Genomic DNA, 23,377 nt, shown 5'->3' on the forward strand with positions numbered 1-23,377 from the left:
AGTAAGCTTTAATTAAAGTCCCTTACAATTAAAGCCATAACCTTCTGGCGCTGAGCCATCCCATCCTGTTAAATCTTCTTCCAGTGGCATATCTAATGCTCTTTGACGCTTTGCCTGCCAAAAGAAGAGCGCAACTAATATTACCGAGATAATCACCGCCCCGATTTGAGAAATCTCTGTCGATAAACCAAATCCAATAGGCTGTTCTAAGATATAGGTTGTTGTAGCCATTAACATAAAGATTCCTGGCAATAATGAAATCCAGTAATTTTTATGACTAATATAGAGATACATAGCCCCAACAAAAAGTGCAATCACTGCGGTTGACTGATTCGCCCATGAGAAATAACGCCATAGAATATTAAAATCTAGTTGTAATAAAATTGCCGAGATTACAAACATCGGTAATGCAATCCATAAACGACGAGTAATTTTCTCTTGCCCAATTTTTAGATAGTCAGCAATAATCATTCTAGCGCTTCTAAAGGCTGTATCTCCAGAGGTAATCGGTAAAATAATCACCCCTAAAATAGCAATAGTACCGCCAAAACCACCTAACATCATGACCGCAACTTTACTCACCACTAACGCAGGTCCGCCTTCTTTAAGAACCGTACTTAATCCAGCGCCAAATGGGGCTGTAGGATCATAAAACATCGCCATTGCAGCCGCCGCCCAAATCATCGCGATAACCCCTTCTGCAATCATCATTCCGTAGAAAATTTTACGCCCATGACGTTCATTTTGTGTCGTTCGAGAGATAATAGGTGATTGTGTAGCATGAAAACCTGATAGCGCGCCACACGAGATAGTTAAAAAGAGAAGAGGGAAAATCGCTAAACCACCAGGATGGAGATTCGTTAATGTTAGCTCCGGAATATTTGCAGCTTCCCCTGTGACGATAAGGCCCACACCAATCCCCACAGCACTTAATACTAATAACATGCCAAAAATTGGATAAAAACGGCCAATAATTTTATCAATCGGCAATAGTGTCGCTAATACATAGTAGATAAAGATTACAGAGACAATAAGCGCCATTCCAACCTTTCCACCCATTAGATCATAAAGTAACTGCCCTGGCGCTGACACAAAGACCGTTCCCACAAGCACTAACAATAATAGTGCAAACGCATTTACAATATGGCGCATCGCCTTCCCTAAAAACTTCTCGGCAAGCTCTGGTAGATGGGCGCCCCGATTACGGATAGAGATCATTCCTGTTAAATAATCATGTACTCCGCCCGCTAAGATACAGCCAAAAACAATCCATAAAAAGGCCACAGGCCCATATAATGCTCCTAAAATAGGGCCAAAAATAGGACCTACACCGGCAATATTTAAAAGCTGAATTAAAGAATTCTTTGCTGTATTCATAGGAACATAATCAACCCCATCGCTACTTGTGTAAGCCGGTGTTGGGCGCTCCTTAATTCCAAAGACTTTCTCAACATATCGTCCATAGGTAAAATACCCAAGGATCAATAATAATATACCCCCAATAAATGTAAACATCCTCTCCTCCTAAGTTCTATCTTCGATCAAGGTGGACGCTCATTTTTTGGTTATTCCTTGACCTTAATATTTATTTTTATAAAGCGTCAATTAATGTATAGCCTTTATTCGCTCTTTTGTAAAATTTAACGAATAATATTAAATATCTATTATCAATAAAAATATTGAAGTCTTAAAAAAACCTCTATCAAATCATCATCTTCGATAGAGGTTTTAAATTTCAGCAAATGAAATAGGCGACACTATCTCATCGATATCAATATTAAAATAAGCCTATTTCACTCATTTCATCTGTTGCATGCATCAATAACTGCTTTCTAATTAATAGCATCTACTGCTTCTAATTCGCTATCTATATAAACATCACTCTCTTCAACCATCACTCGATAGGTACGAAGAGGCTTCTTACAAGGCGCAGCCGTTGCTTCTCCTGTCATGATATTAAATTCCCCCCAATGCTTCGGACAACTTACCGTATCATCAAAGTAATCCCCTTCGGAAAGAGATGCTGTAGCATGAGTACACATATCATCTGTTACAAAATATTCACCATTACGATTAAATGCCAGCAGCTCCCCCACTTCCGTTTCAAACTTGCGCATTTCGCCTTTTTCAAGATCATCAACCTTACAGATAAATACTTTTGCCATCTTATCACTCCCATCTTTAATATCATTTTGATATTACTGCTCTATTAAATATCATTGTCATATCATTTATAACAGCACATCAAAACTCCATAATGATTAATGCGCTACTTATTATCGCAGGTTCTATTATAACGCAATAATTTTATACGCTATAGAACCAAAAAAGCCTACTGATAAAATCAGTAGGCTTGTATTTGGCGTCCCTACGGGGATTCGAACCCCGGTTGCCGCCGTGAAAGGGCAGTGTCCTAACCGCTAGACGATAGGGACTAAATCTATTCTTTTGGAAGCTATTCCTCGTGAACAGGCGACTATAATATGACTAATTGCGAAGAATGTCAAAATTTATAATGAATATTTTTCAATCAACATCAATAATCGTCCGTTTTCAAACTTCCATAGACGATTCGGTTTAAGAATCACCATTTTAAATAGTGAAATAGAGCCGTATGTGAATCAAGCTTGTTGGCATGATACCCAAGAGAACAACTCTTACGTGTCTTATCATAAACCTGCAGGCAATCTAGCTCCGTGCTGTTAAAGCGACTTTATAGTCGATTCGGTTCAAGAAAAACTATCTTAAAAGTAAAAACAAGACAACGTGGGAATCAAATCAGCTTGCACGATGCCGAGTATAACTGTTTTTACACTACTCATAACCGATACTCCGGCAATCTAACTCAGTCACTTTTAAACCGATTTTACTATCAAACCAGATTTTACTATCTAAACGATCAGCCTTCTAAAACCAAAAAAGCCTACTGATAAAATCAGTAGGCTTATAATTTGGCGTCCCTACGGGGATTCGAACCCCGGTTGCCGCCGTGAAAGGGCAGTGTCCTAACCGCTAGACGATAGGGACCAAACTGTTTCTTTTAGACTTCGTCCTCGAGAACAGGAGGCTATAATAGTATTATCCATAGGGGATGTCAAACAGATCCCCTAATTTTATTGAAGCATTATTGCTCATTCACAAAAAATTAGATCTTTTCAAGAAGTTACAAGCCATTTTGCGGTCTTTTCTTTCAAAAAAATGGGTAGATCTCAAGAAATTTGTGAAATAATGATTTCTCTTACCACTACTATCTTTTGGCTATAAAATAGACACTTAATAAAATATAGTTGATTCGGTCTAAGAAACACTATTTTAAAAATATTAAGGGTACAGATTATGTATCAAATAAGCTTGCACGATGCCGGATAGAACTATTCCTGTGCTTCTCATAGCCAATGCGCCGGCAACCTGATTCAGTCACTTTTAAACCGATTTCACTATAAAATAGCCTTTCTTAAGGCTATATCACTATAAAAAAAGCGCTTCCAAAGGAAACGCTTTTTATTTTTAAACAATCTTTTACTAAATGATTATTTACGGTTCATCATATGAATTGCACTTTTATGAATGCCGTGTGCTGCTTCCATTACACTTTCTGCTAAAGTTGGGTGAGCATGCATTGTACTTGCGAGATCTTCAGAAGTACCGCCAAATTCAAGAACAATCACTGCCTCATGAATTAACTCTGAAGCATTTGCCCCAACAATATGAACACCAAGAAGTTTATCCGTTTTTGCATCTGCAATGACTTTAACTAAACCTTCCGTTGCACCCATTGCTTTCGCTCGGCCTGATGCCGCAAATGGGAATGAACTTGTCACAACATCAATACCATCTGCTTTACATTGCTCTTGCGTTTTTCCTGCCCAAGCAATTTCAGGATGCGTATAGATTACCCATGGCACTGCATCATAATTAACACGGCCATACTGCCCTGCAATACGCTGAGCAACAGCAATCCCTTCAGCCGATCCTTTATGCGCAAGCATCGGACCACGAACTAAGTCACCGATTGCCCAAACATTGGCAATATTAGTCTTACAGTTATCGTCTGCTTTAACTAAACGACCATCCATCTCAAGACCTACAGCTTCATCCACGATGCCATCTGTAAATGCCTTACGACCAACAGCTACTAAAAGATAATCAAATTTCTCTTCATGATCACCATCTTTATCAGCATATTTTACAACAACGTCTTTCGCGCTTGCTTTAGACTCTGTCACTTTCGCGCCTAAACGAATATCTAAGCCTTGCTTCTTAAAGTGTTTCGCGGCATCTTTAGCAATTTGCTGATCAGCTGCTGAAAGGAAGTTATCCATCGCTTCAAAAATCACAACTTCAGAGCCTAAACGCGACCAAACGCTCGCCATCTCTAAACCAATAACACCGGCACCAATCACGCCTAAACGTTTTGGCACTTCTGTTAAGTTAAGTGCGCCTTCTGAGTCGATAATACGCTTATTATCAACCACTGCTGATGGAATATCCATTGGCACCGAACCTGTTGCTAAAACCACATCTTTCGCTTTATAGGTTGCAACTTTCCCCTCATGATCTGTAACTTCAACAACATTATCTTTAAGAAGTTTGCCAGCACCTTGTAACCACTCTACTTTATTCGCTTGGAATAGCATTGCAATACCAGAGGTTAATTCAGTAACGATCTTATCTTTACGCTCGATCATACCTTTAGGATCCATCTTGATATCACCTACCGTAATACCATGCTCAGCTGATGCATCTTTTGCATTAACATAGAGCGCTGATGATTCTAAGAGAGCTTTAGAAGGGATACAACCTACGTTTAAGCAAGTTCCACCTAACGCGGGCTTTCCTGATTTACCAATCCACTTCTCAACACACGCTGTTTTAAGACCTAGCTGCGCTGCGCGGATAGCATTTACATAACCTGCAGGACCACCACCAATTACAATTACATCAAATTCTTTCGCTGCCATCTATATATTCTCCTTACAAAAGATCCTTTATCATCATTTAAAATAATAAAGGATCCATTTAATATTTTAATATTTCTATGAAGTATCAGGTCAGAATTACAGCTCTAAAAGCATGCTTGCAGGATCTTCAAGCGACTCTTTAATAGAAACTAAGAAACCAACCGCTTCTGCACCATCGATAATTCTGTGGTCATATGAATGTGCAACATACATCATTGGCGCTGCAATAATTTGACCATCTTTCACAATTGGACGCTCATAAGTATTATGCATACCTAAAATACCACTTTGTGGTGGGTTAATAATTGGTGTTGAAAGCATTGAACCAAATACACCACCATTGGTAATCGTGAATGTTCCACCGGTCATCTCTTCAAGTGTTAATGAACCTTCTCTTGCTTTTGTTGCATACTCGATAATTTGCTTTTCAATATCCGCTAAGCTTAATTGGTCTGCATTACGAATAATTGGTACGACAAGTCCACGTGGTGATGATACTGCAATCCCGATATCAAAATAACCATGATAGATAATATCGTTACCATCAATCGATGCATTCACCGCTGGGTATTTTTTAAGCGCTTCAACCGCAGCTTTTACGAAGAATGACATAAAGCCAAGCTTCACACCATGTGTTTTTGTAAAGCGATCTTGATACTTCTTACGCATACTCATGACAGGTTCCATGTTAATTTCATTGAACGTTGTCAGCATTGCGGTTGTATTCGTTGCATCAAGGAGACGCTCTGCAATACGAGCACGTAAACGTGTCATTGGTACACGTTTTTCTACACGCTCACCTGTTGGTACTGCTGCCACTGATGGTGCTTTTGCCGATGCTGATTTTGCACCGCCATTTTTCATGAAGTTTTCGATATCTTCTTTTAAATGACGACCATTTTTACCTGTTGCTGGGATTTTTGAGATATCTAATTTATTCTCTTCCACTAAACGGCGAACGGTCGGTGACATACCTACATCGTCATTTGATTCTGCTTGTGCCGCTGCTGGCGCTGCTTCTGCTTTTGTTTCTGCAGCAGGCGCTGCATCCCCTGCTGGCGCTGCACCTTCTTCGATAATTGCAAGTACAGTACCTTCTGTAACGTCAGTGCCTTCCTCAACTTTGATCTCTTTGATCACGCCACTAACTGTCGCAGGAACTTCGAGCATAACTTTATCAGTTTCAAGATCAACAAGATTTTCACCTTCCTCAATGAAATCGCCAACCTGTTTATGCCATGCTGATAACAACGCATCTGCAACTGACTCTGGTAATACCGGAACTTTAATTTCAATACTCATGGATTTTCTCCTATGTAAAATAATTCTGAAGCTTAATAAATAAGTTTAATTTTTTAAATTGTGAACTTTAAATAGCTTTATATCGATTTTATGAATTAGTAAGCGAGCGGAATGGTACTCGCTTACCCTCTTCTAAAACCCCAATTATTCGGCTAATGGAATGATTGCATCTAAAAGCGCTTTCTCTTGTGCCGCATGAACATGGCTGTAACCTACTGCTGGCGCTGCTGCTGCGGGTCTTGTTACAAAGGTTAATGTTTTTGTTGCCACAACAATATCTTCTAAGTAAGGGCGAACAAATGTTGCATAACCTTGATTCAAAGGCTCATCTTGAAGGAAGATCACTTCTTTTGCATTTGGATATTTTGCAAGTTCTGCTGCTAGCACTTTCGTTGGGAATGGATAGATCTCTTCTAAACGAATAATTGCTGTCTTCTCATCTTTAGCCGCTTCACGACGATCTCTAATATCATAGAAAATCTTACCTACAGAGATCACAACACGATCTACTTTCGCAGCATCAATGGCATCAATCTCAGGAAGCACAGAGCGGAATGTTCCTTGTGCTAAATCCTCAAGAACGTTGACTGCTTGGCGATGGCGAAGAAGACTCTTTGGCGTCATCACAACAAGTGGTTTACGATAATCTTGATGCATTTGACGGCGGAACATATGGAATGCTTGTGCTGGCGTTGTTGGCACCACAAGACTCATATTATTCTCAGCACAAAGCTCTAAGAAACGCTCAGGTCTTGCAGATGAATGCTCAGGTCCTTGACCTTCATAACCGTGTGGTAAAAGCATCACTAAACCATTATAACGATTCCATTTTGTTTCACCTGCGGCAATAAACTGGTCAATCACAACTTGCGCGCCGTTCACAAAGTCACCAAATTGCGCTTCCCAAATCACAAGTGCATTGGGCTCTGTCGCGGCATAACCAAATTCAAAACCAAGAACTCCCGCTTCTGACAAGATCGAGTCAATAACCGTGAAGTTCGCTTGATCATGAGTTAAATGCTGCAACGGAATATGGGTATTACCATCTTCTTGGTTGTGATAAACCGCGTGACGATGGAAGAATGTTCCACGACCTGAATCTTGCCCTGTAATACGAATTGGGTAACCTTCTTCTAAAAGCGTTGCATAAGCCATGATTTCTGCAAAGCCCCAATCCATTTCAATCTCACCTTCTCCCATTTTGAGCCGGTTTTCATGAATACGTTGCACTCGATTGTGTAACTTAAAGCCCTCAGGAAGCTTATCCATAATACGTGCAATCTCTGTAATTCTTGAGGTGACAACACCTGTTTCTGGAACTACAGGACCTTCTTCATCGAAGCGGTCATGCATTTTTGAGATTTTTTCCCATTTTTGCTTATAGGTACTATTGATTGATTCAACCGTTGGGAAACCTACAGGTTTACCCTCTTCAAGTTTGTCACGATACTCTTTTGTATACGCTTTGAAATCATCTTCTGTAATAATGCCTTTAGCAATAAGCTGATCTGCATAAATACGTGCAGGGGTTGCATGTTTACGCACTTTTTTATACATCATTGGCTGTGTTGCACTTGGCTCATCTGCTTCGTTATGGCCAAGTTTACGGTAACAAACAAGATCAACCACCACATCTTTATTAAAGGTATTACGGTAACCTAATGCTAATTGCATCACATGTTTTACCGCTTCAGGATCATCCCCATTCACATGAAGTACTGGCGCCTGAACAATTTTTGCAGCATCTGTACAGTATTCTGAAGAACGCGCATCTAAAAGATTTGAAGTTGTAAATCCAACGCGGTTATCAACAACAATATGAACGGTTCCCCCTGTTGTATAACCACGAACTTGTGACATTTGAAGTGTTTCAAGTACAATCCCTTGGCCTGCAAATGCTGCATCTCCATGAATTAATACTGGTAATACCGTATTAAAGGGTAATTGCCCGATAGGTGTGCCGGCAGAAATACGGCGCTCTAAACGCGCACGAACAGAACCTTCAACCACAGGATTAACAATCTCTAAGTGAGAAGGGTTAAACGCTAATGCAAGGTGCACTGGTGGGTTATTAGGCGTTGCTTGTACTGATGAAGAGAAACCCATATGGTATTTCACATCCCCAGAACCTTTAGTAAAGGTAGGTACACCATCAAACTCATCAAAGAGTAATTTAGGCGCTTTACCTAAAATATTCACAAGCGTGTTTAAACGCCCACGGTGCGCCATACCAATAACGATCTCTTCTGCACCAAAATTTGAAGCGCCCACAACCATCTCATGAAGCATTGGGATCAATGCATCCCCACCTTCTAATGAGAATCGTTTTTGCCCCACATAACGGGTATGAAGATAGCGCTCTAAACCATCGGCTGCGACAAGCTCTTTTAACGTCTCTTTGCGCTCTTCATCTGTAAAGCGGTAGTTATCTTGAACTTCTTCAAGTCGCTTTCTAAGCCAGATACGCTCTTCATCTTTTGTGATGTGCTCAATCTCAACACCAATGTGTCCGATATAAGTACGTTGAACAGTATCAAGAATCTCACGAAGCGTCATCTCAGATTTACCAGCTAAGCCGCCTGTTCTAAAAACCGTTCCCATATCCATTTCTGTTAAACCAAAAAAGCCAGGGTTTAACTCTGGAACATTGGGAAGTTCACGTAAATGAAGAGGGCATAAGTCTGCTACTTGATGCCCTCTACGGCGATATTCCCCAATTAAGTTTAATACCGCAACTTGTTTTTCTAAAAATGCCTCATCAACACTGCCACCTTGAGAATGACCGTGCTGTCGTCGCATCTCTTCAAACGCTCTTTTAATAGGTCCTTGTGCAATATCTTGCTCGCCCTTAAACTGCGCAAAATAATCCTGCCACTCTTTTGAGACAGTAGTAGGATCTTCAAGATAGGACTCAAACATTTCTTCGACATACGTCTGATTGGCACCATTTAGTGCCGACGTTTCTCTAAACTCATCTATTAGTTTCATAGTTATCGCTCACATATATGTAGTCTAAAATTGATAGGAAATTAAAAAGAAAGAAATTGTTCCCATTATACCCGATTTTTCTCAATTTCGTGCAATAAGTCCGCTACGCTAACCCCTGCATTTTTTGTTTTTTTTATGACGGTTAAAAATAGGATTTGAAATGTTTATTTAAAATTACATTAATGCAAATGTGTTAGTATGTAAATCATTCACTATATTAATGTTTACTTATGGGAATAACGCATGAAATTAAATGAACTTCGGTACTTTATCGCTGTTGCTGAAGAGAGACATTTTGGGCGTGCAGCTCAAAAATGCTTCATCTCTCAACCTGCTTTATCCATTGGTATTAAGAACTTAGAAGCATCTATGGATGTATCGCTCTTTGAGCGAACCACAAATGAAGTTCTTCTCACCCCTGAAGGCGAAAAAGCACTACCTAAGGCTAGAAGAATTTTTGAACTCGTTGATGAACTCCTATCTCTTAGTAAAGAATCCGATTCGATCGATGGTCGCTTCAACCTTGGCATCATCTTTACGATCGCGCCTTACTTACTCCCGAAAATGATTCCATCATTACGAGCAGCCGCACCAGATTTACAGCTTAACCTCTTTGAAAACATGACAGATAGCTTGCTACCGATGTTAAAAACAGGGGAAATTGATGCGGCGATTTTAGCACTTCCAATTGCTGATCCTACTTTTGAAGTGATCGAGCTTTATGAAGAGCCTTTCTATGTGATTACCCCAAAAAATCATCCGCTTAATGAGAAAACAGAAATTTCTCCGGATGAGATCCATGAGTATGATCCCTTACTTCTCAATATAGGACACTGCTTTAGAGATCAGGTATTAGATCGCTGTAAAGAGATTAATGCGACAAATTCTCATCACCACTCTTTAGAGACGATTCGTAATATTGTGGCTGCAGGGCATCAAATTTCTGTACTGCCTAAGTACGCCTTAACAGATGACCATCTAGGGGAGCTCTTGCATTATATTCCTTTCACAGAACCAGTTCCTACCCGAAAAGTGGCACTTGTTTATCGGAAAGAATTTACACAGATGCGCAAAATTGAGACAATTGCGAAATGTATTCAAGATCTTAACCTTTAAACCAACAGTATATTCAAGGAAGAATCAGATGTTAATTGATCAGTTCGGACGAAAAATTGACTATGTGCGAATCTCAGTCACAGATCGCTGTGATCTGCGTTGCACTTACTGTATTCCTAAAGGATTTAAAGGCTTTGAGGTTAACAAAAACTGGCTCACCTTCGATGAGATCATTCGTGTTGTTTCCGCATTTTCAGCAATGGGAACCGACCATTATAGAATCACAGGAGGCGAGCCACTTCTTCGCAAAGATGTGACTGAGCTTATTCGCCACATAAAAGAGATCCCAACTATTAAAGATCTCTCCATGACCACAAATGCAACGCAGCTTGAAAAACATGCAAAAGGACTTAAAGCCGCAGGGCTTGATCGCTTAAATATTAGCCTTGATTCTATCAATCCCTTAACCGTGCATCAGATCACCGGCAATGATTGTATAGAAAAAGTAAAACAGGGGATTTTTGCGGCGAAAGATGCTGGCTTTGAAACCATTAAAATCAATATGGTGCCAATGATTGGTGTTAATGATAAAGACATTGATGCCATGATTAAATTCTGTATGGATAATGGGTTAATCTTACGCCTTATCGAAGCGATGCCAATGGGAAGCACGGGGCAAAATACAGAAGGTGAGGATTTAACAATACTCCTTGAATCTCTGCGTCACAAATATGGCTTAATCGATTCTACAAAATCACTAGGACAAGGTCCTGCTAAATATTATGAATCCCCCGATGGCTCATTCACCTTTGGTCTTATTACCCCTATGAGTCAGCATTTTTGTGATGCTTGCAACCGGGTTCGTATGTCTGTAGATGGCACGCTCTATATGTGCTTAGGACAAGAAGAAGCCTTCCCTCTTCGAGAAATGCTACGAGATAACTGCACAGATGAAGAGTTACAAACAGCCATTCGTAAAGCTGTTGACCTTAAACCCCACAAACATGAATTCACAACGGATGCTACAAAAATTCAACGAATTATGTCGATGACCGGCGGTTAACTTGCTACACTAAGCGAAGATAGATTATAAATGCCGGATTGTTTTATAATCATAACAATTGGCAGCGAAATAGATTCCAGATTATTAAAAATTACGGAGTGGAAAATGAACAAGCAATATGGTGTAAAAATGACTCTTCCAAAGCATTCTACTTACCTTAGAGAGAATCTTTTAGGAAGTGATTTTAGTGCAGAAAGATGGTTTGATAGCGCCGAAGCTCGCCAAAAATTCTTAGATTCATACCAACAAGATTTCCTCTACTATCGTATTGGTGATCGCCCACGTTATAAATATGAATTGATTGAAAAATAATCTCCCTAAAAATACAAACTAACACTTAAAAGCCCACAAAATGTGGGCTTTTTTAATGCTTCATCGATTTATCTGTCTTATGTAGTCAAACCTATAATAGTCGATTGAAAGGCTACTGAACCAGATTCTTGCACATCGGTAATGAGAAGGCGTAACAGCCATTTTACTCAACATCATGCTGCTGATTTGTACATACACCGCTTTACTTTCAACGACCATATTTCCCAAACAAAGCCAATAAATATTGAAATATAAACACAAAGAAAAACCCTAATGAATTGCTTCATTAGGGTTATCTATATGGCGCGCCCAGAAGGAGTCGAACCTCCGACCGCCTGGTTCGTAGCCAGGTACTCTATCCAGCTGAGCTATGGGCGCTTAACTAAGATGAGTAGTATACATCATTTGAAAATCCTGTCAAACTTCGATTAAAAGTTATTCAAAATAGCTTGCATGATACCGGATAGAACGATCATGTGCTTCTCACTGTCAATATACCGGTCTTGAGTTAGTTTTTAGTATTTTCTCCCACTCACTTCTTAAGGTCTTAATATTGATCCAAATACGCTTGCACGATGCCGGATAGAACAATCATGTGATTCTGATAGCTGAAGTGCCGGCATAAGAATTTTCAAGATTTCCGCTTTCCCTCTTCTTAGATTTCAATATTGATACAAATACACTTTGCGTGACGCCGGATAGAATGATCATGTGCTTTTCATTACTGATGCGCTAGCAGTGAGTTAGCTTTAAGTATATTCTTTCACTCTCTTCTTGAGTCTTAATATCGATCCAAATACACTTTGCATGATGCCGGATAGAATGATCATGTACTTTTCACTGTTGATATGCCGGCATTGTTGTTTTTCTCATTGAGATCATTATTTTAATAGAAGTAGGTTCATCATTGCTGGCACGGGATTGATAAAAAGCTGCAAGCATTCTCCCCAGCCCTGCATCAGCCTTAAAAAGATTTTAACACCTGCTAGAAACCCTCCTCCTTCACCTTTCGTAAAAATCCATACTAAGCAAAACGACCAATAGGAAATAACAGGCAAAGAAAAACCCTAATGAATTGCTTCATTAGGGTTATCTATATGGCGCGCCCAGAAGGAGTCGAACCTCCGACCGCCTGGTTCGTAGCCAGGTACTCTATCCAGCTGAGCTATGGGCGCTTAACTAAGATGTGTAGTATACATCATATTAGATCGCTCGCAACATTCTGCAAACTCTTTATTCACAATCCCCGTTTCTCAACATCTTAAAACAGATATGGTCTCATGAGCGCCATATATACAACGCCCATTGCCATAAAGTTAGCCACTAAATAAGCGATTAAACGACTAGAAAGCACCAAACGCTGTCTCATTGCGAAGAAAGCAAAGACAATATAGAGTACGACAAAAAGCAATTTAACACCAAGCCAACTACCATTTGCGCTAAATGGATTAATGCTTAATGTTACAGCCAATAAAATCCCTGTTAACAAAAGAAACGTATCAACAACATGCGGCACGATGCGTGTCCATTTCGGTCTTTTTACTAAAAAATATTTCCAAAAACGAAAATTAAAAAAGATGATTGAAAAAGCGGCCAACATAATATGCGTATGTTTTATTCCCATATAGGCTTCTGCTAACATTACTATTTCCTTATTTTAGTTAACGATATTTATCGGTTTTCCCGCAACGAACTGATTGATATTATTCATTAAAAGAGCCACAAGCTGATCGAGCGCTTCTTCACTTGCAAATGCGGTATGTGGTGTAATGATAAAGTTTCCTAAATCGTTTGCAAGTAATGGATTATCAGGCTTTGGCGGTTCTGTTGTTAAAACATCAACGCCTGCACCACCAACGCGTCCTTCACGTAGAGCTTTTGCTAAAGCAGCCTCATTAATTAACCCACCACGACTCACATTTAACAAAATCACATCATCTTTCATGCGCGCAATTTCTGCCTCTGAAATCATATCTTTAGTCTCTGGCGTTAAGGGTGCATGAAGCGAGTAAACATCACTTGATGTTAAAACTTCTTCAAATGGCGTATACCCTTCACGAACTTCGCTTGCATTTTGACGCTCTGAAAAGAGGACTTTCATGCCAAAACTCTGTGCATACTTTGCAAACTGAGACCCAATACTTCCCTTACCAAAGATCCCTAACGTCTTGCCTTTAAGCTCAAAGATAGGCGCCCCAAAAATTGAGAAAAACTCAGATCGCTGCCACTCACCATCACGCATTCGGGGTTCATAAAGCGGTAAACGGTGCATCAAAGAGATCATCATCATAAAAGCATGTTCTGCAACAGCAGTTGTACTATACCCCGCAACATTACAAACCATAATGCCAAGCTCTTTCGCTGCCGCAATATCTACAACGTTATAACCTGTTGCCGCAACTGCAATAAGTTTTAATTGAGGATTTGCAACCATTGCTGCTCGATCAATCACAACTTTATTAGTAATCGCAATCTCATGCCCTTCGAGTGCCTTAGCTACTTCATCTTTCGGGCAATTATCAATATTGGTTAATTCATATGGAAAATTAAAATCCAACTTAAAACGGCTTAATGTTCCTTGATCTAGAAAAACAATCTTTTTCATTCTCTACTCCCCATTCGTTATTATTTATCGTTAATGAAACCTTCATTATTATGATCATTACAAAAAAAAGCTATAGAAACCTCTCTTTCTATAGCTTTTCTGAAAACTAGCGATGCTCGTGGCGCATTAAGCGCTGTTTTTCACGATCCCAGTCACGCTCTTTAATCGTTGCCCGCTTATCATGGTCTTTCTTACCCTTCGCAAGGCCAACTTCAACCTTCACCATTCCCTTCTTCCAATAGAGGCTTAATGGCACTAAGGTATATCCTTTTTGATCCACAGCACCTACTAAGCGGTCAATCTCTCGACGATGAAGGAAGAGCTTTCGAGTTCTTGTATCATCGGCAAAGATATGGGTAGAAGCAGAAAGTAATGGCGTAATTCTTGATCCTATCAAAAACACCTCTCCATTTTTAACTTGTACATACGCTTCTGATAGCTGCCCTTGCCCCTCTCGTAGACTCTTTACTTCCCAGCCTTGAAGCTCAACACCGGCTTCAATCTTTTCTTCAATAAAATAATCATGATAAGCGCGGCGATTGCCGGCAATCTGCGCGCTACCTTGTTGTCCTTTTTTCTTAGACATTTTAAATCCTCATTAATCATCCCAAATAGCCCATAGATCTCTCTAAACACTATCTGTAAGTCCCATGTTTTATCATGGTCGAGGCTCTATTTTAGTATAAATCATCCGTTTTGGCATTTTCTCTTTTTAAGAGGATTAAAATATTATAACAACTCTTATTATTACAAATACTGCTTCGGCGTTTTGCCAGTCATTCTTTTAAAAAACTGCGCAAAAGCACTATCATTGGAAAATCCTAATTCAATTGCAATATCCATTAAGGGCAATTCATCACTTAAAAGCTCGATGGCTTTGAGTAATCGCCACTGCTGGCGCCACGCTTGATAACCTAGACCGGTCTCTTTCTGAAAAATACGTGTAATCGTCTTTTCACTAGCGCCCACTATTTTCGTCAATTCCTTAAGCTCTGGTGGTAATGCAGAAAAATTAAGTTTCTGAAAACGGTAATCTTCTGGTAACGGAAGTTGAATATTTTCTGTTTTACCAAAGGTTAACTCATCCCATAATACTTGAAGCCAATGGTTTTCTCGGGTACCAAGCTCCCAGTTGGTATCCCAATCTGATAGCGCAATCATCTCTAATACTGCACGCAACAAAGGGGTCACATGCCAAATTGTATGACCCTTTGGAAGATGCGTAAAAATGCTTGCATCAATATAGATCGAGCGATAATTCACAACTTCCCGCAATTGCACCCGATGGATAAGCCCGGGCGGAATCCATGCAAGACGCTGTGGCGGTAGGACCGACATTGAATCCCCTAAAATAATAGTCATCGCCCCTTTTTCTGAAAAGAGGAACTGCCCTTTTTGATGCTGATGAAGCCCTGAATCATGCCGAACAAGCTTCGAGGCGATTCCGATAATGGGCTGCATCATCTTATCTGCATCAAACTTTGCATCTGATTCTATCCACGCCATATAAATCTCCTCATGAATTCTTGTCCGATTACAAACATAAATAGTCTTTCTATAAATAATACGCAAATTCAAAACTCATTACGATAGTCGCTCATGCAAACCATGCATTTTTTTATCTATTAATAAATATCTAGAAGAGGTTATTGTGAACAACAACATCAAAGCAACATTCACTCAGCAATTACCGCTATTACTCTTAATAATGCTAGTAATGTTTCCCCAAATTGTGGAAACTATTTATAGTCCTGCACTACCACTCATTGCTGAGGGATTTACCGTTTCACAAAGTATTGCGGCACAAACGCTATCGGTCTACTTTATCGCTTTTGCATTTGGCGTTACCGTATGGGGATTACTATCGGATCGAATCGGCCGGCGAAAGACTACGATGATTGCGCTCACGCTCTATATCTTTGCCACCATTTTTGCGCTATTGTCACCCAATTTCACATTACTCCTTAGCGCAAGGATTCTTATGGCATTTGCCGCAGCCATCGGCTCTATCGGCACTCAAACGATAATTCGAGATCAATTTAGTGGGGATAGACTCCGCTATATCTTTTCCCTTATTGGCATTGCGCTGGCAATAAGCCCTATTTTAGGACTCATTTTAGGCGTTCTCATGGTACAACTAGGCGGTTACCATGCTGTTTTTTCGCTCTTAACCGCTATCGGTACAGTGCTTTTGATCTGGTCTTTGATAAAGTTACCAGAAACCATGCCAGAAAATCATATCATCCATCCTTTTTGGCAAACTCTAAAAGCGATGATGCAAGATCGTATGATTTGGCAATATGCCTCATTAATCGCCGCCTTTAACATTATGCTCTTTAGTTATTATCAATTAGCGCCTTTTATTTTTGAAACATTGCAATTAGATAATAGGCTCTATGGCTTTAGTGGCATCTTATTAGGCTCTGGGACTTTCTTAGGTGCTTTTTTAAATAATCGCTTAATCAATCGCTATCAGCTAAGCGGAGAAAAATTAATCTCCCTCGCTACTACACTGGCCTTGATCTCTGCGATTTTATTATTAATGCTTGAATCTAGCTGGCTTTTTATGCTCCCTATGACCGGCATTATGCTTGCTTATAGTATGGCGATTCCAAATATTCTATCGCTTGTTTTAAAAAACTATCAACATACCTTAGGCACGGCAGGGGCAATTTTAGGTTTTATCTATTATTGCCTCATTGGACTTGGATTAATCTTTGTAGGAATGATGACATCCCTTGGCATTGCGCTCTTAATATTTGCCGGCATTGCGATGATGATTCAGCTTCTTCCGATTAAGCAAAATCCATAAGCACATAATGCTCTAACCTACTTGATAAACTCACTAGGAGAAGTTCCTAGCGCTTTTTTAAACATTACCGAAAAAGCGCTAGGGCTCTCATAACCAAGTGTTAAAGCGATTGTTGTGATCGGCTCTTTTTTTCCTAACCTTATCAATGCAGACATTAACACCACATGTTGCCTCCACTCACTAAATGTCATCCCAAGCTCTGTTTGAAAAAAGCGGGTAAAGGTGCGAGGAGAACGATTAAGCTTCTTTGCCCATTCAAGGGGAGAACTTGTTATTGTAGGGTTTTGGATAAATGCCTGACACAGCGAAAGTAACCCTAGATGACTAGGTAAAGGGGTATAAAAAGGGAGTGATTTTGCTAAATGAACTTCATGCAATAAAAGTGTGACTAATGCGCCCTCTCTTCCTGAAAGATCATATAAACGGGGTAATTTTACAGCCTCAAGCAGTAATGAATGCAATAAAGGGGAAACGGTCACGACTTCACAGATATCTCCTCGTATCATCTCCTCAGTAGTATCAATATACAGACTTCTAGTGGATGCATTTAGCATCATCACAGAATGGATCTCTCCTGCAGGAATCCAAACACCACGATAAGGCAATACCAACCATTTACCCGCAGACGTTTCTACCTCCATCATGCCTTGCATACTATAAAGAAACTGTGAGCGCCGATGGGCATGAGGTTTTAGATAAGTACCGTCTTCATAATCTGTCGCTAAAGCCACAACCCTTCTTGGGGTATCTTCTAATTCATGAATCATACGATTTTCTCCCCTTATTGCGCTTATCGTTAATACCCATCCCCTTTCTAGCCTTTATTATGGCATAAATTCGATAATAGTTGTCTAATCCTCGAATGAAAGCCGAGCTGCTTTTTTCTAAAATATAGCCTCTTTGGTTTAAAAATGTTGCTCTTGCGGCGAGAAGGAATGCTTACACGCTTTTTACTATCTCTTGCCCACAATTGACATCCAAGGCTTTCTTAATCCTGTTTCACGATAAGACTTATCCCCATTTCTTCAAGCGAACTGCTTTTAAACAAAAACTTACGGATACTTATGACGATTCTCATCTTTTTTGGCATTCTTTCGGGCATTACCACTATCCTCTTTGGGTTTGGTGGCGGATTTGTAACGGTTCCCCTTCTTTATACTTATCTTTTATTACACTATCCTGATGGGGATATTCCACTCTATGCCATGCAGATCTCGGTGGCCACCTCTGCCCTTATTATGATTTTTTCCGCCTCTATTTCAAGCTTTCAATCCCATAAAAAAGGGTTGATTGATTGGCAAATTATTAAACCACTCCTCTTTAGCATCTCTCTTGGCGGATGTTTAGGGGCTTTTATTGCATCCATCGTTCAAGGAGAGTGGATTCGCTGGATCTTTATTATCTATCTTGCAATCACAATCTTAGATGCTCTTTTTTCTAAAAGTTTTACCACTCAAAACCCCAATATGGCTCGCAATCTTAAAAGAAAATATGATGCTATTTTAGGTGTTTTTATTGGGTCAATCGCCGCTTTTCTTGGTGTTGGCGGAAGTATCATGACGGTTCCACTGATGCGAAAACGCTGCGCCTTAATGCAAGAAGCCGCAGCCATGGCAAATCCCCTAACCTTGCCGATGGCGATTACTACCACTATCGTTTACCTTCTAATTTCCACCTCAGAAGGGCTTCAATTTGGGAGTGGTTTTTTAGGGTTTCTCTACCTCAAAGCTGCTGGCATTTTAATTTTGAGCGCTTGGATCGGCATTAAAATAGGGGCTAAAATCCAACATTTTATCCCCGATAAGATCTATGCCCGTGCTTACCCATTTCTCTTAATGATTGTTCTTGCCGTAATGCTATTTCAATAAACACCTATCAAGAAATAAGCAAATCCGGAGAAAATGGATACCATTATTCGCCGGATTGATATTCATAAAAAGATTTAAGAAAAGTCGTGCCTAAATCGTAGAATAAAGCAAATCTTTTAATGGTATTTTAATCGACTTGATATTCTGACTTTAAAATGGAGAGCATTTCTGCATCTACAAATCGCTCTTTTTCAAAGAAGTAATCTCGTAAAATGCCTTCTGTTTGCATTCCATTTTTATGCAGCAATGCTCGTGATGCATGATTTAAAGGATCAATAAAAGCTTCTATACGATGAAGCTTTAGAGTCTCAAATCCATAGGCAATAATACCTTGAATCGCTTCGGTCATTAAACCTTTCCCCCACTCTTCTGGGGATAATTCATAACCGATCTCAGCACGATTATTCTCTTTAGAAAAATTATGAAAACCACAGGTTCCTATTAGGAATTCTGGCGATGTTTTATAAGCAATTGCCCAACGTAAACCTTCACCTGAAGCGGTTCTTTGATTCCAAATTTTAATCAAATCAATCGCTTCTTCTATTTGAGTAAAGGTTGCTAGATCATAAAATTCTGTTACACAATCTTGCGAAAAATTATGAAAAATTCGCAGGGCATCATCTAATACCAACGGACGTAATACCAAACGCTCTGTCTCTAATTTTGGCATATTTCCCATATACAACCTCACTTTTATTCTGTTTCTCGTTCTAATGTTTTATTAAAACAGATTGATGACTGACAAGCATTACTGTTTTCACAATTGCCTATATTTTCTCCGCACTATCAGATGCTACTCTGCTTCTTAGATATTCATTAAATACCATCATATAAGGAATAAGATTATGAAAAAAGAGTACGTTCGTTTAAATAGAGAAGATGCTGTTGTGTTACTTGTTGATCATCAAGCGGGATTATTATCCTTAGTCCGTGATATTGAGCCTGATAAATTTAAAAATAATGTTCTAGCGCTTGCTGAATCTGCCAAATATTTCAATCTCCCGACAATTTTAACTACCAGCTTTGAAGATGGTCCTAATGGTCCTTTAATCCCTGAGCTAGTAGAGATGTTCCCTAATGCCCCATTTATCGCAAGACCAGGTCAAATCAATGCTTGGGATAATGAGGGATTTGTCAAAGCGATTAAAGCTACAGGAAAAAAACAACTCATTATTGCCGGCGTTGTCACCGAAGTCTGTGTTGCCTTTCCTGCCCTTTCTGCATTAGAAGAAGGCTATGACGTATTTGTCGTTACAGATGCTTCAGGAACATTTAATCAAATAACGCGTGATGCTGCGTGGGAGAGAATGATCGCCAATGGTGCCCAGATGATGTCATGGTTTGGCGTTGCTTGTGAGCTGCATAGAGATTGGCGTAATGATGTGGAAGGATTAGGAGCGCTCTTTACCAAATATATCTCTGATTATAAAAACTTAATGACAAGCTATACAATGCAAAATTCAAAATAACAAACACTAATTCCCAATAAACATCCCTATATAAAGAGCGAAGGTCTTAACAAACCTTCGCTTTTTTATCACTATTATCGAGAGCCTCGCCATGTTTCTTTAGATAAGAAGCTAATATGCTCTTTTCGATACTCATCCATAAACTGATTATATTGATTCTCCTCCGTGCGAATGATCTTAAAGCCACATTTTTCCTGTGCTCTAAAAGACTGGGCGTTATTTTCATAAAAACCACACCATAATGCACGCATCCCAAGGTGATTAAAAGCATGTTTAATCACAGCTTTAGAAGCCTCAAGGACTAAACCTTTCCCCCAATAAGGGACACCAATCCAATAGGCTAATTCTGCTTCATCTTTTGCAATAGCAAAATTACTATCTTCGCCAATAAGTAATCCTACCATGCCAATGACATGGTCCTGACCTTTTGCTAAATCATCCTTTAGGGTAATGGCGTAAACTTCTCGAGCGGCAAAAACTGTTTGAATAATCTCTAAACTTTCAACTTCTGATTGATGCGGTGGCCAGCCGGCGATCGGACCGATACGATCATCTTTAGCATATTCATATAGGGCTTTTGCATCGCTCTTTTTAAAAGAGCGCAGGATCATTCTTTCTGTTTCTAACGGCATACTATTTTCCTTCTCTATTTTAGGGCTAATGATTATTCCTCACCAATAAAGCGCTATTGTAGAGAAAAGGTTTTTAAAGAAAATGACATTCCCTTGCCACTTTAGGTACTTTTAACAACTATCAAGCTCATTAATGTTAAAATACTACTTTATAGATGTGAAAAACAAAACTATGATCTCAAAAAGTACGGATTACTGGAGAAGTGAACAAACCTATTTTCTACAAAAAATTCCCTTACAAGTAGAAATAGATCAACCGCTGCAACTTGCTTATATCAATCTTTTAATTTGCGAGAAAGGCACAGCAAGATTCACCATTAACTTTATCGCTCATACACTTAAAGAAGGCGATATTCTGTTTGTAGCAGATGATGCACACGTCATACTCCGCTATCGCTCGGAAGATTTTTTAGCATCGGGATGCTTTTTAAAACGAGAGTTTGCGGCAGAAGTCGCTTATGAATTACCCAATCCCCTCTTTAACTACCTGCATGATCACCCTATCTTAAAAGCGTCCAAAGATTTCTCCAAAGCGCTCGATGCTTGGCAAACACAGCTCTGGTTTATCTATCAAGAAACAAGTAAATATCAGCGTATTATGCTTCGTAATCACCTGCAAAATCTCTTCCTAAGTGTTGTAAATTTAGTACCGGGGAAAAATATTGATCAAAAACAGAAACAGAGCCGGCAAGAGAGGCTTTGCTGGCGATTTTGGGATCTCATCACTAAACATGCAAAAGCTGAGCGGTCCGTACAGTTTTACGCAAATAAGCTTGCGATTACTCCTTATTATCTCGCAAAAATTAGTCAAGTGATCTTAAATGATGCCCCAAAAACATTAATTGACCGACAAGTCATTTTAGAAATTAAACGCCTTTTAGCAAACACCCAAAACTCCATTGAGCAAACACCCAAAACTCCATTGAGCAAATTGCAGAAATTCTGCATTTCACAGATCCCTCTTATCTCTCTCGTTATTTTAAAAAACAGACACAAATGACATTATCTGAATTTAGAAAACAGAACCTTTAAAGTAAAATCACCGGCTTTAAAAAAGCCCCTAACGCGCTTGGTTCATGAAAGAAAGCTCACTTTAATCATTTTATATTATTTAATAATAAAGTTAATTCGATAATTATTGAATCAAATACTTGGTCTTCAAGAAAAAGCGAATTATAGTGTTATCAATATAAATGAGAATCTTTCGCCCCAAATTGTTGAACCGCCTTTTTATAACAATAAACCCTCAACCTAGGACGATATTTATGAAATTCCTCCAGAAAAGTTTTCTGATCTGTTTGAGCCTATTAGTCATATCATGTGCAACCGTTGATAATAACTCTGGCACTAAAAACACCCGTATTGCGGAATCTGTTACTGCCAATCAAGTATTGGGGCCTTGGGCTGTGATAGGGTCAAATAGAGCGCCGCAAGAATTAACCAATGTTTCCGTACTCTTCCCAAATAAAACAGGTCTTCGCTACACCAATACCATCAAAAAAGGGACGCGTGAGGAATCTCAGAAAACAGAGCTCTTTACATGGACATTTGATGAAACAAATAAACTTCTCACCCAACATATCTATGAGAAACATATTAATGATGCGGGGAAACCACGAAGAGTAGAGCGAAAAAATATCACCAAGAAATTCCATACCGAACTTTATAAATCAAATAATGGAATTGTCGCTGTCAAACTTAGTAATGAACAAGAATCAGCAATTTATAGCAAACTAGATGATCGTAAACTAGAGGTGCTTCTTAAAGATAATATCAACGTACCGGCACTTATTAGATAACTTTAAGCCCCTATCACACCCCCCATTTCATAGCGACTATTATTAGTCGCTATTTTCTTTTAAGCGCTTCTCTTCGCTCCTTTTTTTAGATTGATAGCTTGATAAAATCTCTTGCTAAACAAACCAACCACATGGTATCTTTATCCGAAAAATAATCAAGGGAATATTTATGAATCCATTAATTTTTGGCTACTCAATGCTCAGCCTTGCCATCATCCTAGAAGTCTTTGCAACTTCATTTTTAGTAAAATCAGAGCAATTTACCAAAGTCGTTCCCTCTATTTTGGTCGCTATCCTCTATGCTGCTTCCTTTTACTGCTTATCTCACACATTAAAAGTTGTTCCCGTAGGAATTGCTTATGGGATCTGGAGCGGCGTTGGGATTTTACTTGTGACCTTAGTTGGGTACTTTTGGTTTAAGCAGGCGATCGATATTCCGGCTGCGATTGGACTTGCTTTTATTGCACTTGGCGTTGTGATTATTAATGTTTTTTCTAAAGCGATCTAACG

21 protein-coding genes and 4 tRNA genes are annotated in these 23,377 nt (G+C 39.4%); 9 read left to right on the forward strand and 16 right to left on the reverse strand.

The window, feature by feature from the left end:
• Positions 1-12: 12 nt before the first annotated feature.
• From MMG00_RS10030 to MMG00_RS10060, 7 genes are all read right to left on the reverse strand, one after another.
• The gene (locus tag MMG00_RS10030; protein WP_242147926.1) at positions 13-1,515 is read right to left on the reverse strand and encodes a carbon starvation CstA family protein; all 1,503 of its coding nucleotides are present in this window, start codon (positions 1,513-1,515) and stop codon (positions 13-15) included.
• 317 nt (positions 1,516-1,832) lie between these two features.
• Complete coding sequence (locus MMG00_RS10035) at positions 1,833-2,165, reverse strand: non-heme iron oxygenase ferredoxin subunit (RefSeq protein ID WP_242147928.1); 333 nt, start codon at positions 2,163-2,165, stop codon at positions 1,833-1,835.
• A gap of 195 nt (positions 2,166-2,360) precedes the next feature.
• Positions 2,361-2,435, reverse strand: a tRNA-Glu gene (locus tag MMG00_RS10040).
• A 517-nt stretch (positions 2,436-2,952) separates the two neighbouring features.
• A tRNA-Glu gene (locus tag MMG00_RS10045) sits at positions 2,953-3,027 on the reverse strand.
• Between the two features lie 503 nt (positions 3,028-3,530).
• Positions 3,531-4,961: a dihydrolipoyl dehydrogenase gene (gene lpdA / locus MMG00_RS10050; RefSeq protein ID WP_242147929.1), complete on the reverse strand. Its 1,431-nt coding sequence runs from the start codon at positions 4,959-4,961 to the stop codon at positions 3,531-3,533.
• Positions 4,962-5,057: 96 nt separating this feature from the next.
• Entirely contained in the window at positions 5,058-6,263 is a 1,206-nt protein-coding gene (gene odhB / locus MMG00_RS10055) for a 2-oxoglutarate dehydrogenase complex dihydrolipoyllysine-residue succinyltransferase (protein WP_242147931.1), read from the reverse strand.
• 144 nt (positions 6,264-6,407) lie between these two features.
• Entirely contained in the window at positions 6,408-9,251 is a 2,844-nt protein-coding gene (locus MMG00_RS10060; protein WP_242147933.1) for a 2-oxoglutarate dehydrogenase E1 component, read from the reverse strand.
• 243 nt (positions 9,252-9,494) lie between these two features.
• On the opposite strand from MMG00_RS10060, the gene MMG00_RS10065 reads away from it, so the two are divergent.
• From MMG00_RS10065 to MMG00_RS10075, 3 genes are all read left to right on the forward strand, one after another.
• The gene (locus MMG00_RS10065; RefSeq protein ID WP_242147935.1) at positions 9,495-10,367 is read left to right on the forward strand and encodes a LysR substrate-binding domain-containing protein; all 873 of its coding nucleotides are present in this window, start codon (positions 9,495-9,497) and stop codon (positions 10,365-10,367) included.
• A gap of 28 nt (positions 10,368-10,395) precedes the next feature.
• Entirely contained in the window at positions 10,396-11,370 is a 975-nt protein-coding gene (gene moaA / locus MMG00_RS10070; protein WP_242147938.1) for a GTP 3',8-cyclase MoaA, read from the forward strand.
• Positions 11,371-11,475: 105 nt separating this feature from the next.
• On the forward strand, positions 11,476-11,682 hold the full coding sequence (locus MMG00_RS10075; protein WP_242147939.1) for a hypothetical protein: 207 nt from the start codon (positions 11,476-11,478) through the stop codon (positions 11,680-11,682).
• Between the two features lie 301 nt (positions 11,683-11,983).
• Here the strand turns inward: MMG00_RS10075 and MMG00_RS10080 are convergent.
• The 6 genes from MMG00_RS10080 to MMG00_RS10105 all read right to left on the reverse strand — a co-directional run bounded on the left by MMG00_RS10080 (position 11,984) and on the right by MMG00_RS10105 (position 15,793).
• A tRNA-Arg gene (locus MMG00_RS10080) sits at positions 11,984-12,060 on the reverse strand.
• Between the two features lie 720 nt (positions 12,061-12,780).
• Positions 12,781-12,857, reverse strand: a tRNA-Arg gene (locus tag MMG00_RS10085).
• An 86-nt stretch (positions 12,858-12,943) separates the two neighbouring features.
• Positions 12,944-13,324 (reverse strand): SirB2 family protein, encoded by a 381-nt coding sequence (locus MMG00_RS10090; protein ID WP_242147941.1) that lies wholly within the window; start codon positions 13,322-13,324, stop codon positions 12,944-12,946.
• A gap of 15 nt (positions 13,325-13,339) precedes the next feature.
• Positions 13,340-14,287, reverse strand: coding sequence for a D-2-hydroxyacid dehydrogenase (locus MMG00_RS10095; protein ID WP_242147943.1), 948 nt, complete (start codon positions 14,285-14,287; stop codon positions 13,340-13,342).
• 106 nt (positions 14,288-14,393) lie between these two features.
• The gene (gene smpB / locus MMG00_RS10100; RefSeq protein ID WP_242147945.1) at positions 14,394-14,873 is read right to left on the reverse strand and encodes an SsrA-binding protein SmpB; all 480 of its coding nucleotides are present in this window, start codon (positions 14,871-14,873) and stop codon (positions 14,394-14,396) included.
• A 161-nt stretch (positions 14,874-15,034) separates the two neighbouring features.
• A complete protein-coding gene (locus MMG00_RS10105; protein ID WP_242147947.1) occupies positions 15,035-15,793 on the reverse strand; it encodes an AraC family transcriptional regulator in 759 nt (252 codons plus the stop codon).
• Between the two features lie 145 nt (positions 15,794-15,938).
• Here MMG00_RS10105 and MMG00_RS10110 point away from each other — a divergent pair, with 145 nt between their 5' ends.
• On the forward strand, positions 15,939-17,099 hold the full coding sequence (locus MMG00_RS10110) for a multidrug effflux MFS transporter (RefSeq protein WP_242147949.1): 1,161 nt from the start codon (positions 15,939-15,941) through the stop codon (positions 17,097-17,099).
• A 17-nt stretch (positions 17,100-17,116) separates the two neighbouring features.
• On the opposite strand, the gene MMG00_RS10115 is transcribed toward MMG00_RS10110, so the two are convergent.
• The gene (locus MMG00_RS10115) at positions 17,117-17,866 is read right to left on the reverse strand and encodes an AraC family transcriptional regulator (protein ID WP_242147951.1); all 750 of its coding nucleotides are present in this window, start codon (positions 17,864-17,866) and stop codon (positions 17,117-17,119) included.
• A gap of 297 nt (positions 17,867-18,163) precedes the next feature.
• Between MMG00_RS10115 and MMG00_RS10120 the strand changes: the two genes are divergently transcribed.
• The gene (locus tag MMG00_RS10120; RefSeq protein ID WP_242147953.1) at positions 18,164-18,967 is read left to right on the forward strand and encodes a sulfite exporter TauE/SafE family protein; all 804 of its coding nucleotides are present in this window, start codon (positions 18,164-18,166) and stop codon (positions 18,965-18,967) included.
• A gap of 127 nt (positions 18,968-19,094) precedes the next feature.
• On the opposite strand, the gene MMG00_RS10125 is transcribed toward MMG00_RS10120, so the two are convergent.
• Positions 19,095-19,646, reverse strand: coding sequence for a GNAT family N-acetyltransferase (locus MMG00_RS10125; protein WP_242147955.1), 552 nt, complete (start codon positions 19,644-19,646; stop codon positions 19,095-19,097).
• A gap of 166 nt (positions 19,647-19,812) precedes the next feature.
• On the opposite strand from MMG00_RS10125, the gene ycaC reads away from it, so the two are divergent.
• Positions 19,813-20,436: an isochorismate family cysteine hydrolase YcaC gene (gene ycaC, locus MMG00_RS10130; protein ID WP_242147957.1), complete on the forward strand. Its 624-nt coding sequence runs from the start codon at positions 19,813-19,815 to the stop codon at positions 20,434-20,436.
• 74 nt (positions 20,437-20,510) lie between these two features.
• Here ycaC and MMG00_RS10135 read toward each other — a convergent pair whose 3' ends face one another.
• Positions 20,511-21,068: a GNAT family N-acetyltransferase gene (locus MMG00_RS10135; RefSeq protein ID WP_242147960.1), complete on the reverse strand. Its 558-nt coding sequence runs from the start codon at positions 21,066-21,068 to the stop codon at positions 20,511-20,513.
• Positions 21,069-22,010: 942 nt separating this feature from the next.
• Here MMG00_RS10135 and MMG00_RS14365 point away from each other — a divergent pair.
• The 3 genes from MMG00_RS14365 (at position 22,011) to MMG00_RS10150 (ending at position 23,375) form a co-directional block, all read left to right on the forward strand.
• The gene (locus tag MMG00_RS14365) at positions 22,011-22,100 is read left to right on the forward strand and encodes an AraC family transcriptional regulator (RefSeq protein ID WP_432805943.1); all 90 of its coding nucleotides are present in this window, start codon (positions 22,011-22,013) and stop codon (positions 22,098-22,100) included.
• Positions 22,101-22,333: 233 nt separating this feature from the next.
• Positions 22,334-22,867, forward strand: coding sequence for a hypothetical protein (locus MMG00_RS10145; protein WP_242147964.1), 534 nt, complete (start codon positions 22,334-22,336; stop codon positions 22,865-22,867).
• A 169-nt stretch (positions 22,868-23,036) separates the two neighbouring features.
• The gene (locus tag MMG00_RS10150; protein WP_242147966.1) at positions 23,037-23,375 is read left to right on the forward strand and encodes a DMT family transporter; all 339 of its coding nucleotides are present in this window, start codon (positions 23,037-23,039) and stop codon (positions 23,373-23,375) included.
• Positions 23,376-23,377: the final 2 nt, after the last annotated feature.

The organism is Ignatzschineria rhizosphaerae, from assembly GCF_022655595.1.
In the GTDB taxonomy this organism is placed as follows: domain Bacteria; phylum Pseudomonadota; class Gammaproteobacteria; order Cardiobacteriales; family Wohlfahrtiimonadaceae; genus Ignatzschineria; species Ignatzschineria rhizosphaerae.

Coding starts and splice junctions, on each gene's coding strand:
- MMG00_RS10030 (WP_242147926.1), bottom strand. CDS start 1,515: ATGTTTACATTTATTGGGGGTATATTATTATTGATCCTTGGGTATTTT.
- MMG00_RS10035 (WP_242147928.1), bottom strand. CDS start 2,165: ATGGCAAAAGTATTTATCTGTAAGGTTGATGATCTTGAAAAAGGCGAA.
- lpdA (WP_242147929.1), bottom strand. CDS start 4,961: ATGGCAGCGAAAGAATTTGATGTAATTGTAATTGGTGGTGGTCCTGCA.
- odhB (WP_242147931.1), bottom strand. CDS start 6,263: ATGAGTATTGAAATTAAAGTTCCGGTATTACCAGAGTCAGTTGCAGAT.
- MMG00_RS10060 (WP_242147933.1), bottom strand. CDS start 9,251: ATGAAACTAATAGATGAGTTTAGAGAAACGTCGGCACTAAATGGTGCC.
- MMG00_RS10065 (WP_242147935.1), top strand. CDS start 9,495: ATGAAATTAAATGAACTTCGGTACTTTATCGCTGTTGCTGAAGAGAGA.
- moaA (WP_242147938.1), top strand. CDS start 10,396: ATGTTAATTGATCAGTTCGGACGAAAAATTGACTATGTGCGAATCTCA.
- MMG00_RS10075 (WP_242147939.1), top strand. CDS start 11,476: ATGAACAAGCAATATGGTGTAAAAATGACTCTTCCAAAGCATTCTACT.
- MMG00_RS10090 (WP_242147941.1), bottom strand. CDS start 13,324: ATGTTAGCAGAAGCCTATATGGGAATAAAACATACGCATATTATGTTG.
- MMG00_RS10095 (WP_242147943.1), bottom strand. CDS start 14,287: ATGAAAAAGATTGTTTTTCTAGATCAAGGAACATTAAGCCGTTTTAAG.
- smpB (WP_242147945.1), bottom strand. CDS start 14,873: ATGTCTAAGAAAAAAGGACAACAAGGTAGCGCGCAGATTGCCGGCAAT.
- MMG00_RS10105 (WP_242147947.1), bottom strand. CDS start 15,793: ATGGCGTGGATAGAATCAGATGCAAAGTTTGATGCAGATAAGATGATG.
- MMG00_RS10115 (WP_242147951.1), bottom strand. CDS start 17,866: ATGATTCATGAATTAGAAGATACCCCAAGAAGGGTTGTGGCTTTAGCG.
- MMG00_RS10120 (WP_242147953.1), top strand. CDS start 18,164: ATGACGATTCTCATCTTTTTTGGCATTCTTTCGGGCATTACCACTATC.
- MMG00_RS10125 (WP_242147955.1), bottom strand. CDS start 19,646: ATGGGAAATATGCCAAAATTAGAGACAGAGCGTTTGGTATTACGTCCG.
- ycaC (WP_242147957.1), top strand. CDS start 19,813: ATGAAAAAAGAGTACGTTCGTTTAAATAGAGAAGATGCTGTTGTGTTA.
- MMG00_RS10135 (WP_242147960.1), bottom strand. CDS start 21,068: ATGCCGTTAGAAACAGAAAGAATGATCCTGCGCTCTTTTAAAAAGAGC.
- MMG00_RS10145 (WP_242147964.1), top strand. CDS start 22,334: ATGAAATTCCTCCAGAAAAGTTTTCTGATCTGTTTGAGCCTATTAGTC.
- MMG00_RS10150 (WP_242147966.1), top strand. CDS start 23,037: ATGAATCCATTAATTTTTGGCTACTCAATGCTCAGCCTTGCCATCATC.